The sequence below is a fragment of the Enterobacter sp. 241F3 genome (assembly GCF_034106785.1).
GTDB classification, from domain to species: Bacteria; Pseudomonadota; Gammaproteobacteria; order Enterobacterales; family Enterobacteriaceae; genus Enterobacter; species Enterobacter vonholyi.
Genome location: NZ_JAWNDD010000003.1, coordinates 414,161 through 433,405, shown reverse-complemented (window position 1 = coordinate 433,405; position 19,245 = coordinate 414,161). Strand labels below are relative to the sequence as shown.

The 19,245-nt window shown below is 47.6% G+C and carries 18 protein-coding genes; 5 read left to right on the top strand and 13 right to left on the bottom strand.

Annotated elements, in window-relative coordinates; genetic code table 11:
• Window positions 1–107: 107 nt before the first annotated feature.
• Entirely contained in the window at window positions 108–1,049 is a 942-nt protein-coding gene (locus UR504_RS12470) for an ATP-grasp fold amidoligase family protein (protein WP_302235371.1), read from the top strand.
• On the opposite strand, the gene UR504_RS12465 is transcribed toward UR504_RS12470, so the two are convergent.
• Together UR504_RS12465 and UR504_RS12460 are read right to left on the bottom strand one after the other, a co-directional pair.
• Entirely contained in the window at window positions 1,030–2,094 is a 1,065-nt protein-coding gene (locus UR504_RS12465; RefSeq protein ID WP_302235370.1) for an ATP-binding protein, read from the bottom strand. The genes UR504_RS12470 and UR504_RS12465 overlap by 20 nt on opposite strands.
• A complete protein-coding gene (locus UR504_RS12460) occupies window positions 2,091–2,795 on the bottom strand; it encodes a response regulator (protein ID WP_133294565.1) in 705 nt (234 codons plus the stop codon). Before UR504_RS12460 ends, UR504_RS12465 begins: the two co-directional genes overlap by 4 nt.
• Before the next feature lie 271 nt (window positions 2,796–3,066).
• Between UR504_RS12460 and UR504_RS12455 the strand changes: the two genes are divergently transcribed.
• From UR504_RS12455 to UR504_RS12445, 3 genes are all read left to right on the top strand, one after another.
• Window positions 3,067–3,453, top strand: coding sequence for a transporter (locus UR504_RS12455; protein WP_164850628.1), 387 nt, complete (start codon window positions 3,067–3,069; stop codon window positions 3,451–3,453).
• A 125-nt stretch (window positions 3,454–3,578) separates the two neighbouring features.
• Window positions 3,579–4,490, top strand: a complete 912-nt coding sequence (locus UR504_RS12450; protein ID WP_164850629.1) for an ABC transporter six-transmembrane domain-containing protein — start codon at window positions 3,579–3,581, stop codon at window positions 4,488–4,490.
• Window positions 4,491–4,494: 4 nt separating this feature from the next.
• Window positions 4,495–7,590 carry a multidrug efflux RND transporter permease subunit gene (locus tag UR504_RS12445; protein WP_302235369.1) on the top strand — a complete coding sequence of 1,032 codons (3,096 nt, stop codon included), beginning with the start codon at window positions 4,495–4,497 and terminating at the stop codon, window positions 7,588–7,590.
• A gap of 31 nt (window positions 7,591–7,621) precedes the next feature.
• Here UR504_RS12445 and UR504_RS12440 read toward each other — a convergent pair whose 3' ends face one another.
• From UR504_RS12440 to UR504_RS12400, 9 genes are all read right to left on the bottom strand, one after another.
• Window positions 7,622–8,548 (bottom strand): fimbrial protein, encoded by a 927-nt coding sequence (locus tag UR504_RS12440; protein WP_302235368.1) that lies wholly within the window; start codon window positions 8,546–8,548, stop codon window positions 7,622–7,624.
• Window positions 8,549–8,559: 11 nt separating this feature from the next.
• Entirely contained in the window at window positions 8,560–8,976 is a 417-nt protein-coding gene (locus tag UR504_RS12435; RefSeq protein ID WP_302235367.1) for a fimbrial protein, read from the bottom strand.
• Window positions 8,977–9,065: 89 nt separating this feature from the next.
• On the bottom strand, window positions 9,066–9,608 hold the full coding sequence (locus UR504_RS12430; protein ID WP_302235366.1) for a fimbrial protein: 543 nt from the start codon (window positions 9,606–9,608) through the stop codon (window positions 9,066–9,068).
• 11 nt (window positions 9,609–9,619) lie between these two features.
• Complete coding sequence (locus tag UR504_RS12425; RefSeq protein ID WP_271368073.1) at window positions 9,620–10,144, bottom strand: fimbrial protein; 525 nt, start codon at window positions 10,142–10,144, stop codon at window positions 9,620–9,622.
• Complete coding sequence (locus UR504_RS12420; protein ID WP_302235365.1) at window positions 10,144–10,713, bottom strand: fimbrial protein; 570 nt, start codon at window positions 10,711–10,713, stop codon at window positions 10,144–10,146. Before UR504_RS12420 ends, UR504_RS12425 begins: the two co-directional genes overlap by 1 nt.
• A gap of 4 nt (window positions 10,714–10,717) precedes the next feature.
• Window positions 10,718–11,470 (bottom strand): fimbria/pilus periplasmic chaperone, encoded by a 753-nt coding sequence (locus UR504_RS12415; RefSeq protein WP_271368232.1) that lies wholly within the window; start codon window positions 11,468–11,470, stop codon window positions 10,718–10,720.
• 26 nt (window positions 11,471–11,496) lie between these two features.
• Complete coding sequence (locus UR504_RS12410) at window positions 11,497–14,022, bottom strand: outer membrane usher protein (RefSeq protein WP_414464879.1); 2,526 nt, start codon at window positions 14,020–14,022, stop codon at window positions 11,497–11,499.
• 13 nt (window positions 14,023–14,035) lie between these two features.
• A complete protein-coding gene (locus UR504_RS12405) occupies window positions 14,036–14,554 on the bottom strand; it encodes a fimbrial protein (RefSeq protein ID WP_274239744.1) in 519 nt (172 codons plus the stop codon).
• A gap of 55 nt (window positions 14,555–14,609) precedes the next feature.
• The gene (locus tag UR504_RS12400; protein ID WP_274239745.1) at window positions 14,610–15,149 is read right to left on the bottom strand and encodes a fimbrial protein; all 540 of its coding nucleotides are present in this window, start codon (window positions 15,147–15,149) and stop codon (window positions 14,610–14,612) included.
• 410 nt (window positions 15,150–15,559) lie between these two features.
• Here UR504_RS12400 and UR504_RS12395 point away from each other — a divergent pair, with 410 nt between their 5' ends.
• The gene (locus UR504_RS12395; protein WP_274239746.1) at window positions 15,560–16,297 is read left to right on the top strand and encodes a helix-turn-helix domain-containing protein; all 738 of its coding nucleotides are present in this window, start codon (window positions 15,560–15,562) and stop codon (window positions 16,295–16,297) included.
• Window positions 16,298–16,328: 31 nt separating this feature from the next.
• On the opposite strand, the gene UR504_RS12390 is transcribed toward UR504_RS12395, so the two are convergent.
• Together UR504_RS12390 and UR504_RS12385 are read right to left on the bottom strand one after the other, a co-directional pair.
• Complete coding sequence (locus UR504_RS12390) at window positions 16,329–17,987, bottom strand: PglL family O-oligosaccharyltransferase (protein ID WP_302235362.1); 1,659 nt, start codon at window positions 17,985–17,987, stop codon at window positions 16,329–16,331.
• Window positions 17,988–18,246: 259 nt separating this feature from the next.
• Entirely contained in the window at window positions 18,247–18,777 is a 531-nt protein-coding gene (locus UR504_RS12385; RefSeq protein WP_302235361.1) for a helix-turn-helix transcriptional regulator, read from the bottom strand.
• Window positions 18,778–19,245: the final 468 nt, after the last annotated feature.

Here is a 19,245-nt window from a genome sequence, read left to right as displayed (position 1 = left end):
TCGCTATTTAATCCTTAACTCTTTCGTCTCCATCCCTGCTCCATATTTTATGCAATATCAATCAACAGTTCTTCTCCAGAATACCGGGACATTACGGAGGAGAAGAAATGAACACCACTACCTATGTTCTAAAATACACAGAGTATCTCATCAGAAAATGCCGTTCTTTTTTAATGTCGGACCTGCACTTTCATACTATCAGGCTAAAGAAAATATCCGGGAAATGCCCCGACATTAAATCCCCCACTACGCTGAGTGAAAAAATATGCCATCGTCTGGTCTATGACCATAATAACCTCTACACGATGCTTGCCGATAAACTCGCCGTTCGGGCCTACGTTTCCTCCAGAACAACGCGCGTGAAAACGGTGCCATTAATTGGCGTTTATACCCGGGCGTCGCAGATTGATTTTTCATTACTCCCTGACAAATTCGTCCTTAAGTGCAATCATGACAGCGGCAGCACAATAATATGTTCAAACAAAGCGCAATTTAATGAAAAAGAAGCGTGTAAAAAGCTGAGTCTCGCGTTAAAGAAAAATCTCTACTACACCACGCGCGAATGGCAGTACAAAAATATTACGCCCAGTATACTCTGCGAGCCGTTTGTCGATCTCTTTGATGATGCTGACAGAAACACAACGCCGGAAATGCTGAGGATCCATTGCTTTCATGGCGTTGCGCACTATGTTGAAGCGGATTTTACGGATAATAACGGCCAGGGTTTTATCAACGTTTACGACAGGCACTGGAACTTACAACCCTTCCAGATGGAATATCCGAATACACCGTTAGTGCCGGGCGAACCGGTCTTGTTCCGAGAGGCGTTGCTGGCATCCCAGGAGCTGGCGGATGGCATTGACTACTGCCGCGTTGACCTTATGCTAAAAAAAGATGAAATCTATTTCAGTGAAATAACCTTAAGCCCGAGACGCGGTAAACTGTTGATTACCCCGCAGGAATGGGATGCTAAGCTAGGAAAAATATGGCATTTATCGCCGGCAGGCACATTTGACCTGCCGCTCACGCTCACGAGTCGGGCCAGGTGAGTTTAAATATCGAGTGGTTTTGCTTCGATAAGGTATAGGTAACATCGCCACCATGCGCCAGCATGATGGCTTTTACCACCGACAAGCCCAAACCACAGCCTTCCGGGTTCAACTCTCTGGCACCATTATCGCGCTGAAAGGGCTGAAATAAGAAATCATGAAACTCCCCTGGAATACCAGGTCCCCCGTCCTGAATAAGGATATAATTGCCTTTATCAGAAACGCCATTTTTCACGATGAGTGTGCGCGAGGTTGAATAGTGTAAGGCATTATCAAACAAAACGGTCAGACACTGATTGATGCGTAATGGATCGAATACGCATTGCTGATCCCTCAGTTCTGTTTTGATGGTAAATGCCTTACGGTTGAACTCGGGCATGAAGGTATCGAGCGCATTCTGTATTGCCCCTTTAAGATCCGTTCTGGACAGGCATAACGAGTATCCCGCCCCGCCATCCGAACTGATAACCCGGAGATCTTCAATCAGACGGGTTAACCCTTCCGTCTGTTTGAGAAGATTATTAAACAGAACCGGGTCCGGGGTAAAAACACCGTCAACCAGCCCCTGAAGCCGTCCACGTAAGATCGTGACCGGGGTTCTCAGCTCGTGCGCAATCGCAGCATTCCAGGATTTCCTCTGTATATCCAGCGTCTGTAATTTTTCCGCCATTTCATTGAAATCCGTCACCAGGTGATTGATCTCACCCAGCCGGGAGCTGGCGCAGAATGCCCGTGCGTCAAGATCGCCCTGTGAAATCTTTTTCAGGCTGGATGCTACCGCGTTTAGCGGGGTGAGTATTCGCGATGAAAGTTTGACCGTGAAAAAGAGTGCGATAATCAGGCTGATCGTCGTCGCGGTCCCAATCCACACCCAGTCCCACATCGTCATCTGCTCGTCATCGCCCGCAGCAGGACCGCCCGGGAGGTGATCCAGAATAAAGGAGTAAAAAAACCAGGAGCCCAGTATGGCGATGGCAATTATCGTAAACGTCAGCAACAGCATATACGTTAAGATCTGACGACTCAGGACAGACTCTTTGTTCATTTCTTTTCCCCAAGCCGGTAACCCAAGCCTCTTATGCTCTCGGGAACGCCGTAAAGGCCAGCAAGTTCCAGTTTTTTACGCAACTTGCTCATATGGCTGTCGACTGTTCTGTCGAGCGTATCACCTTCCGGCAGGCACGCGTTGAGCAACTCTTCGCGGGAACAGACCTTTCGCGGATATCGTACCAGCCAGGTGAGCAATTTAAATTCGGTCGTCGTTAATACCGGGGAGATAACCTCTTCGCCCACGGTGACTTCCACGTAGAAGTCATCCGGATAGACCGTAATAAAGGGCGTTCTGAGCGGCAGGGAACCCGCCTGCTGAAGCGCGGGTTTTGTCCTGCGCAGCACCGCCTCAACCCGTGCGACAACTTCAGAGGGGTTGAAGGGTTTGATCACGTAATCATCCGCGCCCAGTCTCAGCCCCATGAGCTTATCGACATCCTGATCGAGAGCGGAAACCATAATGACGGGCACAGAACTTTCCTGACGGAGCGTGGTAAGTACGCTCCAGCCGTCACATACGGGCAGATGAATATCCAGCAAGATGAGATCCGGTTTATGCAGGCGATTGAGGGTTATCGCCTGCTCGCCCTGCCTGGCCCTGAGCGTTTTCATTCCCGAACGCTCTAAGTAACTCATCAGTATCTCGGCGATTTCGTCTTCATCTTCAACAACAAGGATCAGCGTATTTTTGTTCATATTATCTCCGCGGGTGAAATCCCTTTAAGCACGCTATCAGATATCTTTAGCACAATAAGACACAGCCTCCGCGAAAAAGTGCCATGGTCACGAGAATTTCCCGGTTGATTTAAATGCCCGGTTATTTCTCCACACAACCTACACATTCAGTCAATAAAGACTCGACAATGTCCGTTCAAAATCGCTATTGAGGCATAAGCCTTTGTGCATTGAGCGTTGCAAATTACCACTGTTTCTTAAAGACTTTATGAAGTTGGCTGAAATAATGAACATGGAACTTTCAAAATATTTCTCCCCGAAAAAACTGGGCATATACTCCCTGTTTCTGCTGCTGTCGTGGGGATTACTTTATACCTGGCTGGTGCTGGTACACAGAATGGATGAGAAAGTCGCCTCGACGCTACCCTCGTCACCCATCATCTATGGCTGTATAGCATTGTCGGTTGTCTCTCTGATAATCCAAAATAAAGCCGGTGCGTTGACTGAGCTGCTTGTCATCGCCTTCTGGCTAATAGTAATTTTTCTTTATCTCATTATTACGTTCACCGTGTTGTTAAACACAATGCCCGACATCGAGGATCTGGTCTTTTACTACGAGTGTTATTTAATCATTTTTTTTGGTGGAGCCCCGCTGTACCTCATTATGAGAATGATTTGAGTCACCGCTCCACACATCCTCCACAAACCGCACATTTCCGCTAAACAGGCGCGCGGTAGGCTCTCCATCACACTATTTTGCACAAAAATAATTCACTAAAAAAAGTCTGACACGATTTGCCCATAATGATGAACCGTAATAATAATCTTAGTCCTTCTGAGCCTGCCGGAGTGATGCACTCGCTTAAAAAACTCGCGATCCGGCACCGAAAAAAACTGGTTGTCACTTTCTTCCTGGTGGTGGCCGAAAACGTAACGTTTCTACTTTACCCCGTTCTGGCAGGCATCGCGATAAATGCCATCCTCGCAGGGAAGACGCTTAACGCCGCGCTATATGGCCTGATGGTGCTTTGTATGTGGTTCATCGGCGCGGCCAGACGAAGCGTCGATACCCGCACGTTTGCACGCATTTATGCCGGCCTCGCGGTATCCGTCGTTCTGGCACAGCGCAAGTATCAGCTAAACCATTCGGCAATCGCCGCCAGGGTAACGCTCTCGCGCGAGTACGTGGATTTCTTTGAAATGCACCTTCCCCTGCTGATTACGTCGCTGAGTTCACTGTTTGGCGCCGCAATCATGTTGCTGTTTATTGAATTTTGGGCCGGCGTCATGTGCTTTGCGATTGTATTTGTCCTGCTCGGATTTGTCTCCGGATATGCCCGTAAAAATGAATGGCTATTCATGCGCCTGAATAATCGTCTGGAAAAAGAAGTGGATTATGTTCATAAGGCGGGAACGGCCACTCTTCACCGACATTACTCCACGCTTGCCCGTTTACGTATCGCGTTATCTGACCGCGAGGCGTGGGGCTATTTGTGGGTCGGCGTACTTGTTGCCGCGCTTTTTACGCTGACCATCGTCTGGATGACGCGCTCAACCGGCATCACCGCCGGACATATTTATTCCGTGATGACCTACATGTGGATGTTCGCGACGAGCCTCGATGACGCACCGCAGCTTCTAGAGAAGTTTTCTCAGCTCAGGGATATTGGTAAACGCGTATCCACTGATGAAGAAATTCACGTAACTGGACGTTAATTTAATGCCTCATTTTTTTATTGAACGCCCCGTTTTCGCCTGGGTAGTGGCGCTGTTTATCGTGCTGGCAGGACTCCTGTCTATTCCCCGCTTGCCTGTTGCGCAATATCCGGCCGTGGCACCGCCGGGGATCATTATTTCCGTCAGTTACCCGGGGGCGAGCCCCGATATCATGAATACGTCGGTGGTATCGTTAATCGAGCGCGAAATCTCTGGAGTCGATAATTTGCTCTATTTCGAATCATCCAGCGACACAACCGGTTCGGCATCGATTACCGTCACGTTTAAACCGGGTACGGACATCAAGCTGGCGCAGATGGACCTGCAGAATCAGATTAAGATTGTCGAGCCTCGTCTCCCTCAGGCGGTAAGACAAAACGGCATTAACGTCGAGGCCGCTAATTCCGGGTTTCTGATGATGGTGGGGCTTAAGTCCACGACAGGACAATTTGAGGAAGCCGACTTAAGCGACTATTTTGCCCGAAACGTCAGTGACGAGCTTCGTCGCGTACCCGGCGTAGGGAAAGTTCAGCTGTTTGGCGGCGAAAAAGCGCTACGAATCTGGTTGGATCCGATGAAGCTCCACACCTACGGCCTTTCGGTGAGCGATGTGCTTACCGCTGTTGGCCAGCAGAATGCCCTCGTTTCGCCCGGTAAAACGGGAGATGAGCCAGCATCTGAAGGACAAGGGGTAACGTATCCCATCACGGTGAAGGGACAACTCTCCTCGGTAGAGGCGTTCAGGAATATTACTCTGAAGTCTGACGCATCCGGCGCCCGCCTGAAATTGTCCGACATTGCACGCATTGAATCTGGCCTGCAAAGCTACGCTTTCGGTATCCGCGAAAATGGGGTTCCTGCAACGGCGGCGGCTATCCAGCTCTCGCCTGGCGCCAACGCAATGAGCACGGCTTCAGGCGTACGCGCGCGCATCGACGAACTTTCCCAGGTGTTACCCGAAGGTATGGCATTTACGGTTCCCTTCGATACCGCCCCGTTTGTGAAACTTTCTATCATGAAGGTTGTTCAGACATTTGTGGAAGCGATGGTCCTCGTCTTCCTAGTTATGCTGCTGTTTCTGCACAAGATACGCTGCACGCTTATCCCGGCGATTGTTGCCCCCGTTGCACTTCTTGGCACCTTCACGGTAATGCTTCTGAGCGGATACTCCATCAATATTCTGACGATGTTCGGCATGGTGCTGGCGATAGGGATTATTGTTGATGATGCCATTGTGGTTGTAGAAAACGTTGAACGACTGATGGAGGAAAAAAGCCTTTCCCCGCGTGACGCTACGCGGCAAGCCATGCAGGAAATCACCCCGGCGATTATCGGGATCACGCTGGTGCTCACTGCCGTGTTTATACCCATGGGGTTTGCTGAAGGATCCGTCGGGATTATCTACCGACAATTTTGTATTTCCATGGCGGTCTCTATACTGCTGTCCGCGTTTCTTGCCCTGACGCTGACGCCTGCCCTGTGCGCAACGTTACTCAAGCCGCATAAGGCAGGAAAGAGCGGAGGCGGACGGTTCGCAGTCGGGTTTAACGCGCGCTTCCGCTCGCTTACCGCCTGTTACGAAGCCGGGCTGGGTGCCGTTCTGAAGCGAACCGGACGTATGCTGCTCCTGTACGTTGCGCTATGTGCTGCGCTGTTTTTGGGGATGTCTTCCTTACCGTCGTCCTTTCTGCCGGACGAAGATCAGGGCTATTTTATGTCTTCAATCCAGCTGCCTTCTGATGCCACCATGCAGCGTACCCTGAAAGTGGTTAAAAAATTTGAAGGGGAAATTGCGGCCCGGCCGGATATTGAAAGCAACATTATGATCCTGGGGTTTGGATTTTCAGGTTCAGGACCGAATTCGGCTATGGCCTTCACCACGCTGAAGGACTGGAAATATCGGCAGGGTTCGACGGCCCAGGATGAAGCCGACCATATACAGGCCAGCATGGCGAACGTCTCTGATGCCGTCACGATGAGCCTGCTCCCGCCGGCCATTTCGGATATGGGCACCTCATCGGGCTTTACCTGGTACGTGCAGGACAGAGCTGGACTCGGCTACGAGGCTTTAAAGCGAGCTGCCGACGCGCTGGTCCTGCAGGCCAATCAGCGTCCTGAACTGAGTGACGTGTATATAGACGGTCTTCCGGAAGGAACAAGCCTTGCGCTACAGGTGGACAGAGAAAAGGCTGAAGCGATGGGCGTTTCATTTGATGAAATCAACCAGACGCTCTCCGTCACCCTGGGCTCAAATTACGTCAATGACTATACGAACAACGGCCGCGTTCAGCAGGTGATTATTCAGGCCGATGCGCCCTACCGAATGCAGCCTGAGCAGATACTGAAATTATCAGTAAAAAACCGGATGGGTCAGATGGTGCCGGTATCTACATTTGCCACGCTTGCCTGGAACGTTGCGCCGCAGCAGTTGACGCGTTATCAGGGATATTCTGCTATTCGCATTACCGGCAATGCGGCGTCGGGAGAGTCCAGCGGCACCGCAATGAAGGTCATGGAGGGTTTATCCAGGAGCCTGCCTCAGGGTATGGCTGGCGAGTGGGCCGGGAGTTCGTTGCAGGAGAGAAAATCGGAATCTCAGCTTCCGGGCCTTATCGTCCTGTCGATACTGGTCGTATTTATGGTGCTCGCCGCGCTGTATGAGAGCTGGTCTATCCCATTCGCGGTCATGCTGGTCGTTCCACTGGGTCTTATCGGCGCGGTAGTAGCGGTGTCTGTCGCCGGCATGACGAATGACGTTTTCTTCAAGGTGGGCCTGATTACGCTCATCGGCCTGTCGGCCAAGAACGCCATTCTGATTGTCGAATTTGCCAGGCAGCTCCACCGTCAGGGGCAGCCCCTGCTGGCGGCAACCGTTCATGCCGCCAGCCAGCGCCTGCGCCCCATTCTGATGACATCGTTAGCCTTCACTCTGGGGGTTGTTCCGTTGATGCTGGCCAGCGGTGCGAGCGACAGTACGCAGCATGCCATCGGTACCGGAGTCTTTGGCGGCATGATTAGCGGCACGCTTCTCGCGATCTTCTTCGTACCTGTTTTCTTTATCGTTATTGTGCGTTTCATCGACAACATCAGGAAAGCGTGAATCCCTTTGAGGGATCGCGCTTATCTTCAAACTATTGAAGAGTTAATACCATCACTGCGCTTGCTGAAAAGGCACCTGTGGGAATATCACTAACGTTTACCGTTGGATTGCGCACTGGCTCAAACTTCAGTGACTCTGATTGCGAACCAACGCCATAAGTTCGTGTGTATGTGCCCGTTGTATTAATTAACTCATCATTGAAGGACATCGCCACTGCTAATCCATTAGCTGATGTCGTAACAAGTTCATCACCTGAAATATCAATCGCAGTATACTGGAAATTAATTGAGTAAGTAGCAGTTCCAGCCCCTGTACACGTCACGTCAAGTTGTTTCTCAACAGCAGGTGTTGAGCCTGGCGCAGTACCCATTTCACTACGTGCTACATCCCCTAAAGAAACGTTTAGTGCATTTCCATTATTAAATGAACACTTAAGCATACCGGGTCCGGGTGGTAAATCCGAACTATCTGTTACGTTAGTACAACCCATGGGAGTCGAATTAAACTTGTACATTTTTTGAGTGCTAGTGTTTCTTAGCGCGTAACAGATATAAGCATATGGAGTGCCCGCCCCGTAAAGAGTTCCGGTCCAGGCTAGCTGTAAATCTTTCAGCTGCACACCGGCATTTATATACTGCGGGTTATTCACCCATCCTAAACCAGTGCCATCGCCAATTATAGGGGAAAAAAAGCCAACAAGAGAATACTGGCCAGATTCAGGGACTGCATTTCCTTCGCCAACATCAAAAGAACAAATAGGTGCAGCGGTCATATTTTCATGAATCCCTTTGCTCATCATGTTATCAGTTGCTGATTCTGCACAAAAAGTTTGTGAATACCATTGATAACCATATCCTCCCGTCCATGTTGCAAGGCTAGGCTGGGACCATAGCCCCATGAACAATATGATAGTAAAAGATACTAACTTAGAGTAACCACTCAATTGCCTGAGATACATATTGATGCCCTTCAAAAAAACTCGGCCATTAACGTTGCTGTTCCTGTAAACGCATCAGCGTGCAGTTCAGAAGCAGGATTTTTTTCAAGCTCTATATCGAGCTTCGGAAGAGCATTAACATCCTCAATACTAAATGGAACATTTAAATTCTGAGGCTCACCATTATTCATAAATTTCAACCACAACCCCGTCGAACTTGATTCCATTGCGGCCGAGTCCCCCAAAACTGGGGTTGCCTTGATGGTCATCTGAATGGTATTGCTGCTCGTCGCCCCTGGGCAGTCAAGATTGTAATTTAACGGCTGAGTTATGTGTCCCGTTGCCACCTTGTTAATACTCACGTTACCAAAAGTGATATTAATCACTTCTCCGTTGTTAATCGTACAGGGTTTTCGGTTAATAAGCCTGCCAGTAAAATCAATGGACATGGTATCTCCAGTTTGTGATGCGAGCGCGACGTTCACATGCAAAAAAAACAACACAGACGCAAGTGAAAATAAAAGCAACTTAATACCCCTCATACGAACTCCATTATCAGTGTTGCACTGGCCGTAATAGGTGCCCCACCAACCAGGCCGCTTCCATCACCTATTTGCACCAACTCGACCTGCAGTCCTGGTTGTTCGAAAGCGTCCACCGGGAATGCAGCATCAATATCCTGCTCCACGCCATCCACCAGAAGCTTTATTCCTAATTCCTGCCCGGGATTCTTGGCATTAATACTTACGGGTAACAGTTTATGCCCCTGGTATTCCACTGTCCCTCCAGCCACCGATTTCAGGGTCATTTGAGCACTACCTGCAATGTCACCAGAACAGGTCATCATGGATGACAAAGTTTTTTGATAGGATCCATCAATTTTGGAACTTCCGTTAACGGTAGTAATGTCTACGTCACCAAAATCTACCGTCAGCATCTCACCTTTGTTAAAAGTACAGGAGCCATTTGCTACCACCGTCCCAGTGATATTGATGTTTAGCCTTACAGGATCATCCGCCTTCGCAAAAAATGTAAATGCGAACAATACCGAAGCCACCATGATGTGTAGCCAAAATTTCATTGTATTGCCTCTCATGGATACGCTATTTCGAATGTAGCTGTTGCCGTAAAGGCCCCGGCAGTGATGCTGTGAGCGGCAATAGCGGCCGGCTCGGCCTGGACATATCCCTTCAGCGCGATGACATTGTTACCGCTCGTCAAACTGAATACGGGGCTTGGCTTATTCAGCGCCAGCTGCTGCGGGTCTGCGCTATTGGTTTCGATACCGATGGCGATACCCTGAGTATCACCCGCATCTGGCGTTAATAAACCCGGCAAGGCCACGCTCTCGCTCCCCTTAAAGGTCACAGTGGCACTGCTGCCCAATGTCGTATCACAGTTAACCAGCGTAATACTGAACGGTTCACCCGGCGTGCGGTTGCTGTTATAGAAAAAGGTGCTCACCAGGTTACCAAAATCAAGTTGAATATCTGATGATGCTTCAGATAGCGTGCAGGGCTCTGAAACCAGCGCACCACTGATTTTGACATTATTATCCCCGGCAAATGCATGAGGTATGAAAATAAGAAAACCTAACAGCCATAAAAAACGCGTCATCAATCGTACTCCAGAGAAAAATTCACCACTGCCTTATAGGGACCCAAAATCAACTGTTCAGGGGTTCTCTCAGGCGTGACGTAAAACACGAGGTCGCTACTACCCGGAGTGAGAAAATGTGGCTTACTGCGTTCCCCTAAATGAATGTCATTCTGCCTGGCATCTGTGATACGTAGACCAATGCCTCGAGCCCCGGTTACCTGCACCAGTTCAGGGTTATAGCTATCAGCAGGAGCCAAAAACGTTAAGGTGGCGATGGGTTGGATAGCATCCCAGGAGCGACTGCCGGTGCGTCTGTCCGTAATTGAGCCCTGCATTCTTACGCAATATTTGAGGTGGAGGACTACAGGTACAGGTGCTCCACGGTTACCGACTTTTTTCAGCAGCGATGCAGACACAGTACTGAGTGAAATCTCCTGTGATGCTGACTGCATTTCTAGTATGCATGCCCCCTCAACCATCATTCCTCCAACAATAAAAGGAACATCCCCGCTCACACTTTTTTCACCAGCCAGCGTCGTGGAGCTTACGATCAACAGCAGAGATAACGACATGCATACTTTTTTCATCTGTTTAGCCCGCATGCGCAGATGTAAGATTGCAACTACTGCCACTGCAGCTGAAGACCAGCTTCGGGCGTCCGCCGTAATCATTTATGTAGGTAATAACCGGGTTGTTTCCCAGATTGTGAGTATCACCTTCTAACCGGGCGCTACTTTTAGGGGCGACCAGCAACGGCTTCACGCTTTTAAGCGGCTCACCCTTCAGCGATGGGGCAACCTCAACCACGGAAATGTAATACGGAGTCGGATTATTCACCGTGTAACCTTCTCCCTGGCGCGTAAGCGTCATTTGCTCCTGCCAGGGTTTGCTGTTCTGCTCCACCGCCAGGGATGCCGGACGATAGAACAGCTTGATGCGGGTTTGCAGCGCAATCTGCAAGGTATTCGGTTTGTCCGTCTTCGGCGGGATTTCACGCAGGTTAAAGAAGAAAAGCGTTTCTTTATCCTGCGCTAACAGATTCATTGCAGGCGTAATCTGAATTTTTATCTGGCTTTTGCTGTTAGGTTCAATACGCTGTACCGGCGGAAGTGCCACCAATGGATCACTTATCTTGTTACCCTGAGCATCCTCTACCCACGCTTGTGCCAGATACGGCAGCTCACGGTTTTGGTTAGTCACCCCCAGGCTCACCGATTTATCGCCACCATTAACGACCGCGCGGGTGCGATCCAGCGCAAGTGCAGCATTCGCCTGTTGCGCGATCAAGGTAGTGAATGCCAATGCAAGCAAACAACTATTACGTTTTAACGTATTGCGAATCATGACTCTTTTCTCTTCAACAAATAGGATTATTTGATGCTGTCTGCCGTAGTGCACGGCAACAGCAATTTTTGACTCTCCAGGTCCGGGGGCAGTACTGCCGGGAGGTTAATGTGACACTTTTCTGAACCATCCCAACTCACGCTCATCACCTCACCAGGCTTTATTCCCGTCAGCCAAACGATACCGTCTTCGCTGACCAGCCCGGTCTGTTCCTTATCCTTGTTAGTCACCATGGCGCCGAATGGCGGCACGCTATTATTCGTCAGGCGCAATATCGCCATAGCCTTTTGACCGGCAATAATGCCGAACTTGCGATAGCCGATCGCGCCTTCCGTCAGCGTGCCCTGCACCACTGAACGGCTGGCGTCCACATCATCACCCAGTTCATCCATATCGATATTCATGCTGTTGCGGTAATAGCTACTCACATCTCCGACCACTGCCTTACCAAAAGCATTGGTATGGGTGTTGTTCCCACCTGTTTTAACGGGCACGCCACTTACACCATCGGCGTCCACCATCATGCGCGTGCCACCTGCGACCGACATACGGTGCAGAGCCGCACCGCGCGCTGTTGCCGTCATGCCACCGCGTACTGATAATCCCATCGAACTGTACTTATTGCCCTGCTGCGTCGCTGTGGCCGTTACTTCAGCTGCATCACCATCATGCGTAAGATAGCCGCTCCCCCCTATAACCCCGTTTTGATCGGAGTTGAGGCTTATCTGGTACGAGTTATCCTTGTCGATGCGATCGCTGTAAGATAAGGAATGACTGGTCCCATCCTGGCTGATTTGATTGCCATAATTGAAATAACCCGATTCGCCCCATGGAACAGACAGACTCATGTAGGCACCACGATCGTCGGTGTTGTTATTCGTAGTGCGAAACGCAGATATACTCAGACTAAGATTTTTAAAACTAGCAATATCAAAATAGTGCGAAAGCGACACGTTATACGTTGTGCTAGAGGGATGATCCCAATAGGTTTGACGGCTGTAGTCCAAATAAATACTCATGTTCAACGGCTTTATTTGTTGGTTAAACGTCACCGTATACATTTCTTTGCCGCTGCCACCGTTGTCGTTATCGTGATAACGCGCATCCAGGTAGTCCGTCATGCTCATAAAACCGCGCTCAGAGAAGCGATAGCCGGCAAAGGTCACCTGGCTATCAGTGCTGTCAAATCGCTTGGAGTAGCTTACTTTGTACGACCCACCCTGCCGGGACTCCTGCTGCGGCAGACGAGCTCGAGATTCAGTTGCATCAATAGATATTGCCCCGAGAGCCAATAAATCTCGCCCGATCCCTATCGACATCGCGTTGTAGTCACCGGCAACCAGCGCGCCGCCATAAAGTGACCAACCGTTGTTGACCCCCCAGGAGAATTCTCCTGTACCGAATATCGGACCATCACTGTGATGATCAAAATCTGAAGGTTTCCCTGCTGCTAATTTGTATCGAACCATCCCAGGGCGAGTCAGATAGGGAATCGTCGACGTATTAATCTGATAGGTCTGTACAGAGCCATCCTGTTCAGTAATTTTGACGTCAAGCGTGCCGGACACAGCATTATTCAGATCCTGGATACGAAAAGGGCCTGCTGCCACCGTAGTTTCATTGAGCACACGCCCCTGTTGGCTGATCGTCACTTTGGCGTTTGTTTTCGCCAGCCCCGTAACCTCGGGAGCGTAGCCACGCAGGTTCGGCGGCAACATATTGTCGCTGGACACCAGGCTCACGCCGGTAAAACGGAAGCTGTCAAACATATCGGAGGTGAGGTAGTCTTCACCCAATGTCATTTTTGCCCGCATAGAGGGCACCGCCCGGTATAAGTAATAGCGGTTCCATTCAAAATTTTGCGTATTGCTTGCTACGTTCCCTGAATGTTTATCCATCTGACCTTGCCAGTCTGCGCGAAAACGCCATGCGCCAACGTTCATCCCAGTGGTTCCATTACCGCTGAGAGTCTTGCTTTCTTCAGTATTGCCACTTTCTTTCTGACGTATAGACTGGCCGTTCAAATTATAGTCAAACAGAATGCCTGCAACCCCTTCATCCCAGCGTGAAGGTGGGTCCCAGTTCTCGGCCACGTAATCAAGGTAGGCCTGAGGTAGGTTAATAAAAAGCGTATTGCTGGCCATGTCAGTCCGCATAACCATCCCCTGAAGTGAAGTCGGGTCGAGACATTCACCGTTATGCCACCAGGATAAGTTTTTACTTGCTGCCGTGGTTAGCCCAAACTGAGTAACAATGTCATTAGTCAGGCACGCTTCGCTTCCATTTTTATCATTGTCTGGAACCAAAAATGTGATTTGCTGTTCGGGCAATGAGCTTTTATTAATTTGAATTGATAATGCGTATGTGCCGGGCATAACGTAACCCGCTCGCGAGAACTGGCTTAAATCGATATGGCCACGATCCTGCACATCCAGAACGTCAGTATTAAACTGAATGGTTTTTTCTTCAGCATATGCGTATCTGGCAAATACGGTAATTAACACGCTGGCGATAATTGACCGACGAGATATCTGTATTTTATACACTAACATCACCTTAAATCAGTCAAAAATAATCAAGGTTCATGCGCACAACGGTGGCATAAAAGCCAGGATGCAGTATTTCCCCATTACCCGTTAATGTAAGGGTGTAGTCCAGGGTATTTATTTTAGCCATCGACTGATTAATATAAGATGGTTCACCCGGTTTAATACGCACCCCGTTTTCATCTTTAATACGTATGCCTACACCTTGCGTATTTCCCAGAACATGGAATGTTTCACGATCGTCATTGGGACCATTAAAAGTTATGTAAAAACGGTGATCATCTAATTGTGTTGAGCATCCCACCAGATGAATTCTGAGCAACGTGTTTCCGGCTTCACCATTCTGCATTAATTGGCCTACAGACACGGTTTTCATCACGATTATCTGTTTCGTCGATGCCATATCTATTGAGCAAGAGCTCTCATAAATACTGCCTGACACGCTAACACGCCCGAGTTCGGAAGCGTGACATACGAAAGAAAACAAAAAAAGCACACCAACAGCAAAGCACTGGCGAAGAACTACGGCTGTCAACATAGGCCCTCACAATTCCATGAATAGATGTCTACCCTTTCGGGTAGACAGTATTTACTTACTCGTAGGTCATCATGAAGTTAGCGATAGCGCCAAAGTTTCCTGGGACGACGGCGTCAGAAGCAGTTGACCCCTGTACGTAGGCCAGGAATTGCAGATCATTGTCACCATCATTCATGGCTGCGAGAGCTGATTTGGTACTCGGCTTAATCACTTTGCCACCCATATCGGCAATCACTACACCCACACCAGCTGCCTGACCGGTAACAGCAAAAGCACCGTCCAGACCATCAGTTTTATCCCCAGCCAGGCCGTTGAAAGTGATGGACGCTTTATTCGCCGTTGCGGAATCACAGTCATGAAGTTGGATATCAAAGCTTACCGGCGTAGATTTACCACCTTCAGAGAGCTGATTTTTAGAAATTGCACCCAGCTGAATTGTCTGATCGAGGCTTTTTGCATCGATAGAACATGGCGCATCAATAACAGAACCAAGGAATGTAATTTTACCGTGTCCCTGATCGGTTGACGCCGCATGAGCACCTGCGGCCATTAAGGAAGAGAGTGCCATTGCCAGCAGTATTTTTTTTGCGTTCATTACATAAATCCTGTTTTAAAATTTATATTTTCCAATTATGATGAGTATCAAGTTGAACAAATTCACATTAACAACACGTCTAAATAAACTTCACAACATTGATACTGATACCTTCAAATGACTAACGTCATCAGACGGAAATCATTCTATAAAAAAGCGTGGATTGTCTGAAGAAGATAAAGCGTACACTTTTGGAATCGTTGTTGTTGGATTGTTAAAAATAAACAATTAAAATATCATTGTTGACGTCCGTTTATATTCAGCCATAATTCCCCCCCTAAAAAAGTACCATCTTGCAGCAAACCCTCGGCCTTCAGCGTTGTCATGAATGCCTGAGCCATTTGCTGCTATCATAAGTACTGATTCTTACTGCTATCGTTAGTACTGCTTCGATACCGAAGGGTGACACAATGTCAACGAAACCAAAATCAATAAATGAGCATACAAAAACCATCGCAACAGAAGGGAGCATATCACCGGTGATTTCGCCTGATGCCCTCCCCTTACAAAGTTATATGGCATTAGATGCGATCACATTTCCAGGCGGGGCATTACGCAAAATTCATGATGCATTACTGCCGTTTTCAACACCTTATGAATCAACATCCAACCGGACCAGGATTAAGTCGCAAAAAACTACGAACACACTTTGGCTCGTGAGCAATGGTTCTGTATCCATTCACAGATCCTATGATGACCTGAAAGTATCAGTAACAGCAGGCCCCATTGTTGCAGGCCTTGGAGACTTATTTGAACCCCTTGGCCGTTACTACTTTCGAGCTTCGCGGAGTTCGAAGGTTTCATGCATGCCAAGTGAATATGCCAAATCAATTATTACCGAGCAGCAACTCTGGCAGGATGTCGCAGAAGTACTCGCCTTTACAGTTCATATGATGGTCTACCGGGACGAACATTTGGTGAGTAAAACTTCTTACTCCATAATTCGAGCCAAACTGCTTGAGTACATGAAAAAACAAGAGGTAAGTGATTTAAGTCGAACCGGTATTGTGGCCTATATTCAGGAAACGACGCACCTGTCGCGCAGTTTGATTTATAACATCATTTCGCAACTGGCTGAGGGTGGATACATCAAGACCAGAAACGGTAAACTCGTCGAAATCACAAAGCAACTCCCCAAAAGTTTCTAACAAAAGAAGGGCCACAATGGCCCTTCATGATTCAATTTACTTTATGAGCACTCTCGACTGACTGGTAGTAATCGTACCATTGCTGCTGCAACCATGTTGTTGTTGCTTGTTGAGGATACACTTTATTTATCTGCACCATATTTTTAAACACTCTTAAATCATTCCTGTGCATAAGATACTTTTTACCCCATTCAACGTAACTTATTAATAGTTCAGGTTGATGCGTCTGATAGTATTTGAGTAGCATGGATGTATGCGAGTCGTATTGCCAGCGGTCCCATTGAGCCCATGGATTCAATACCGTGGATGCTGCTGTAAAATCCTGCATTTTGTTACGCTCAAATTCCGTAAGCGCCATGCCCGTACGAAACCCAGTTAGCATAAAGAGGACACCCATAACGCCAACTAATAGCAATGCTATTCCATATCGATTACTATTTTTCTTCCGTTTGCTACATTTTTCTGATGTTACCAGACGGCAAATCAGCAATAAAAGCATCCAGTGCGGTGTAGAAAGCAGTAATGGATACTCGACCATCATATGAAACGTTATCGGTAAAGCTAACCCCCACAGCGCAATTCGTGATGGCGAGTATCTGCGTAAAAGATAGAAATAGCCCACAATTATAAAAACCATCCCTGTAATAGCCAGCACCCCACCCTCTGCCCATTCAAATAAAAATTCATTGTGGGCATTATCGACTCCGTCAAAAAGATAATCAAAATGGTGGAGTGCGAACCTCGAAAGATGAAACTCATAACCTCCATACCCCCAGCCACTCAAAGGATGCCGCTGAATCATCGATAAGGTTATAGTAATTATTCTCCACCGTTCAGCGTTCGACCCCATTTTGTCAACCGAGCCAACAAACCGTAAAAAGTGCTCAGCGAACCCTAAATTCTTTAATATATGAATGGTTAATAACGTCCCTATTACTAACATGATATAGACAATAAAGACACCTTTTACCTTTGGGCGATGACGGGCTAGCAAAATCAAGGCTAAATAAAGAATGATGCCATACATTCCAGCTCTGGATTGTAAGATCTCTAAAATTGCCGTAAAAACAACCGTTGCGAACAGAAGTAAAAAGCAAGACCGCTTTGTTTTTGCCTGAAACAATAGCCACAAGGTACACGCATAACCCGTGGCAACAAAACTCGCCAACACATTAACTTGTTGAAAGATACCGTAAGGCCGTGTACCCGGTATGAACTCCATGAAATTATCTGGTGAGGCGACCAGTAACTGCCAAAAACCAAGATACGCCTGAATCAGTGCACTTATGACAAATACGATAATCAATCGGATTTTCATCGAGAATCGGATTGGAATTTGCAGTAGCGCCAGGTAAAAAAGCACACCACCCCAGAGACCAGCAAATCTCGGCAACGCGAATATCATCACATCTTTATCACTCCACAATAATGGAAGCGACATTAAACACGCACCGATAATGAAAAAGGCTAAAGCCTCATTTGTCTTTATTTTTTTACGCAACAATATGCAATAACCAGATGCCAGAATTATAAATAACATCACTCCCCAGCAAATTATATTATGCGGTAATCTGAGGCCATCTCCGCCCATGTTAGGAACATAAACTAACAGCGCTGCAAGGAAATATACAGCCAGAATAAAAAATAGAAAAAATGATGGATTAATATATTGACGATAAAAGGGCTTCATTTAGCATGGCCAAATTTTTATTAAACTGTTTTTATATTTTACACTTGCACCCAGCACTCTTACATCTACTATATCGTCCAAAAATGGAAAATATACCTATGGATATTGTTTTGTAAAATAAAAATGCCAGACGCAGAGTGCTCCGCGAATTTTGTTCTGCCCCGTTCGCAAGTACCCCCTTTCAGCGCCATTTTGAGCCGGCGGTACCCGGCCAGTGCTCAATGACCTCGATTAGCTTGCGAACTGCATTTTTATAGGTTTAACGACCAGGATTATTACTAAACTCTCGGTCCAGGAAAAGCAGAAACTCCTTTCCCGAACGCAGGTTAAGTTTTGCAGCTGCACTCGCCGTTTGATGATACACCGTTTTTTCACTTAAACCGATTCTACGCGCTATGTTTTTAATCGAGTTTCTCGAGCTGTAGTATTGAGCAAACAAGCGCTCGCCATCAGTCAGTGCAACCAGTCTTCTACACTCGTGAATACGTTCCAGCACGGTTTTCAGGCTATACCCAGTATACATTTGATTTTTCAGCACCGTGAGAGGTGAATCAAGTGAAATGACATTTAAGGGAAATAGTATCTTTGAACCAATATCATCACCTCCCAGCAGAATAACTCGGCGAAAAGATACTAAATCCCTGGTATATATTTCGTATAAAATATCTATAAGTGCACTGAAAGATTCAGTATCAATCACGCAGGTATTTTCTTTTAAATCAAGCTCATCGCAAATAGAGTGGAGCGCAAGCCGCAGGAAATTATTTTTCGTAAGTACAACCAATGACATAAAGCCTCTCAACACCCGACCAGCACAAAAAAAATTTCGGAAACTTGTAAAAGTAAGCGATTCAAAATAAAAAAGAGCCCTTTTCATTTATAAAAAGTCTTTGCGCCGCGCAACATATCAGGTATAAGAATTTATTCTTTACGCTGTTTTTACCGCCAGGTTTCCTCATAGACCCGCCGAGAATATACGTACATAAACGTTAATAACAGGGCGAAATTTGTTTATAAATAGACATTATGTTATTCGCCGACTCAACATCAAAACAAATAGTTAACAAATGCAGGGCGATGTTCCGCAACACAGGCTAACTTTCGAAGAAAGTCTCGATCGGGGAAGCTGCCACGTAAATGAAGAGCTGGGTTGGCTTGAGTCTGGATCCAGGTTTCATGAACGGTCAACGAGTGAGCGATATTAATTCGATGGGATTCTATAAAGGATGGTCTGCTTTTCGTGAAACACACCAGGAGT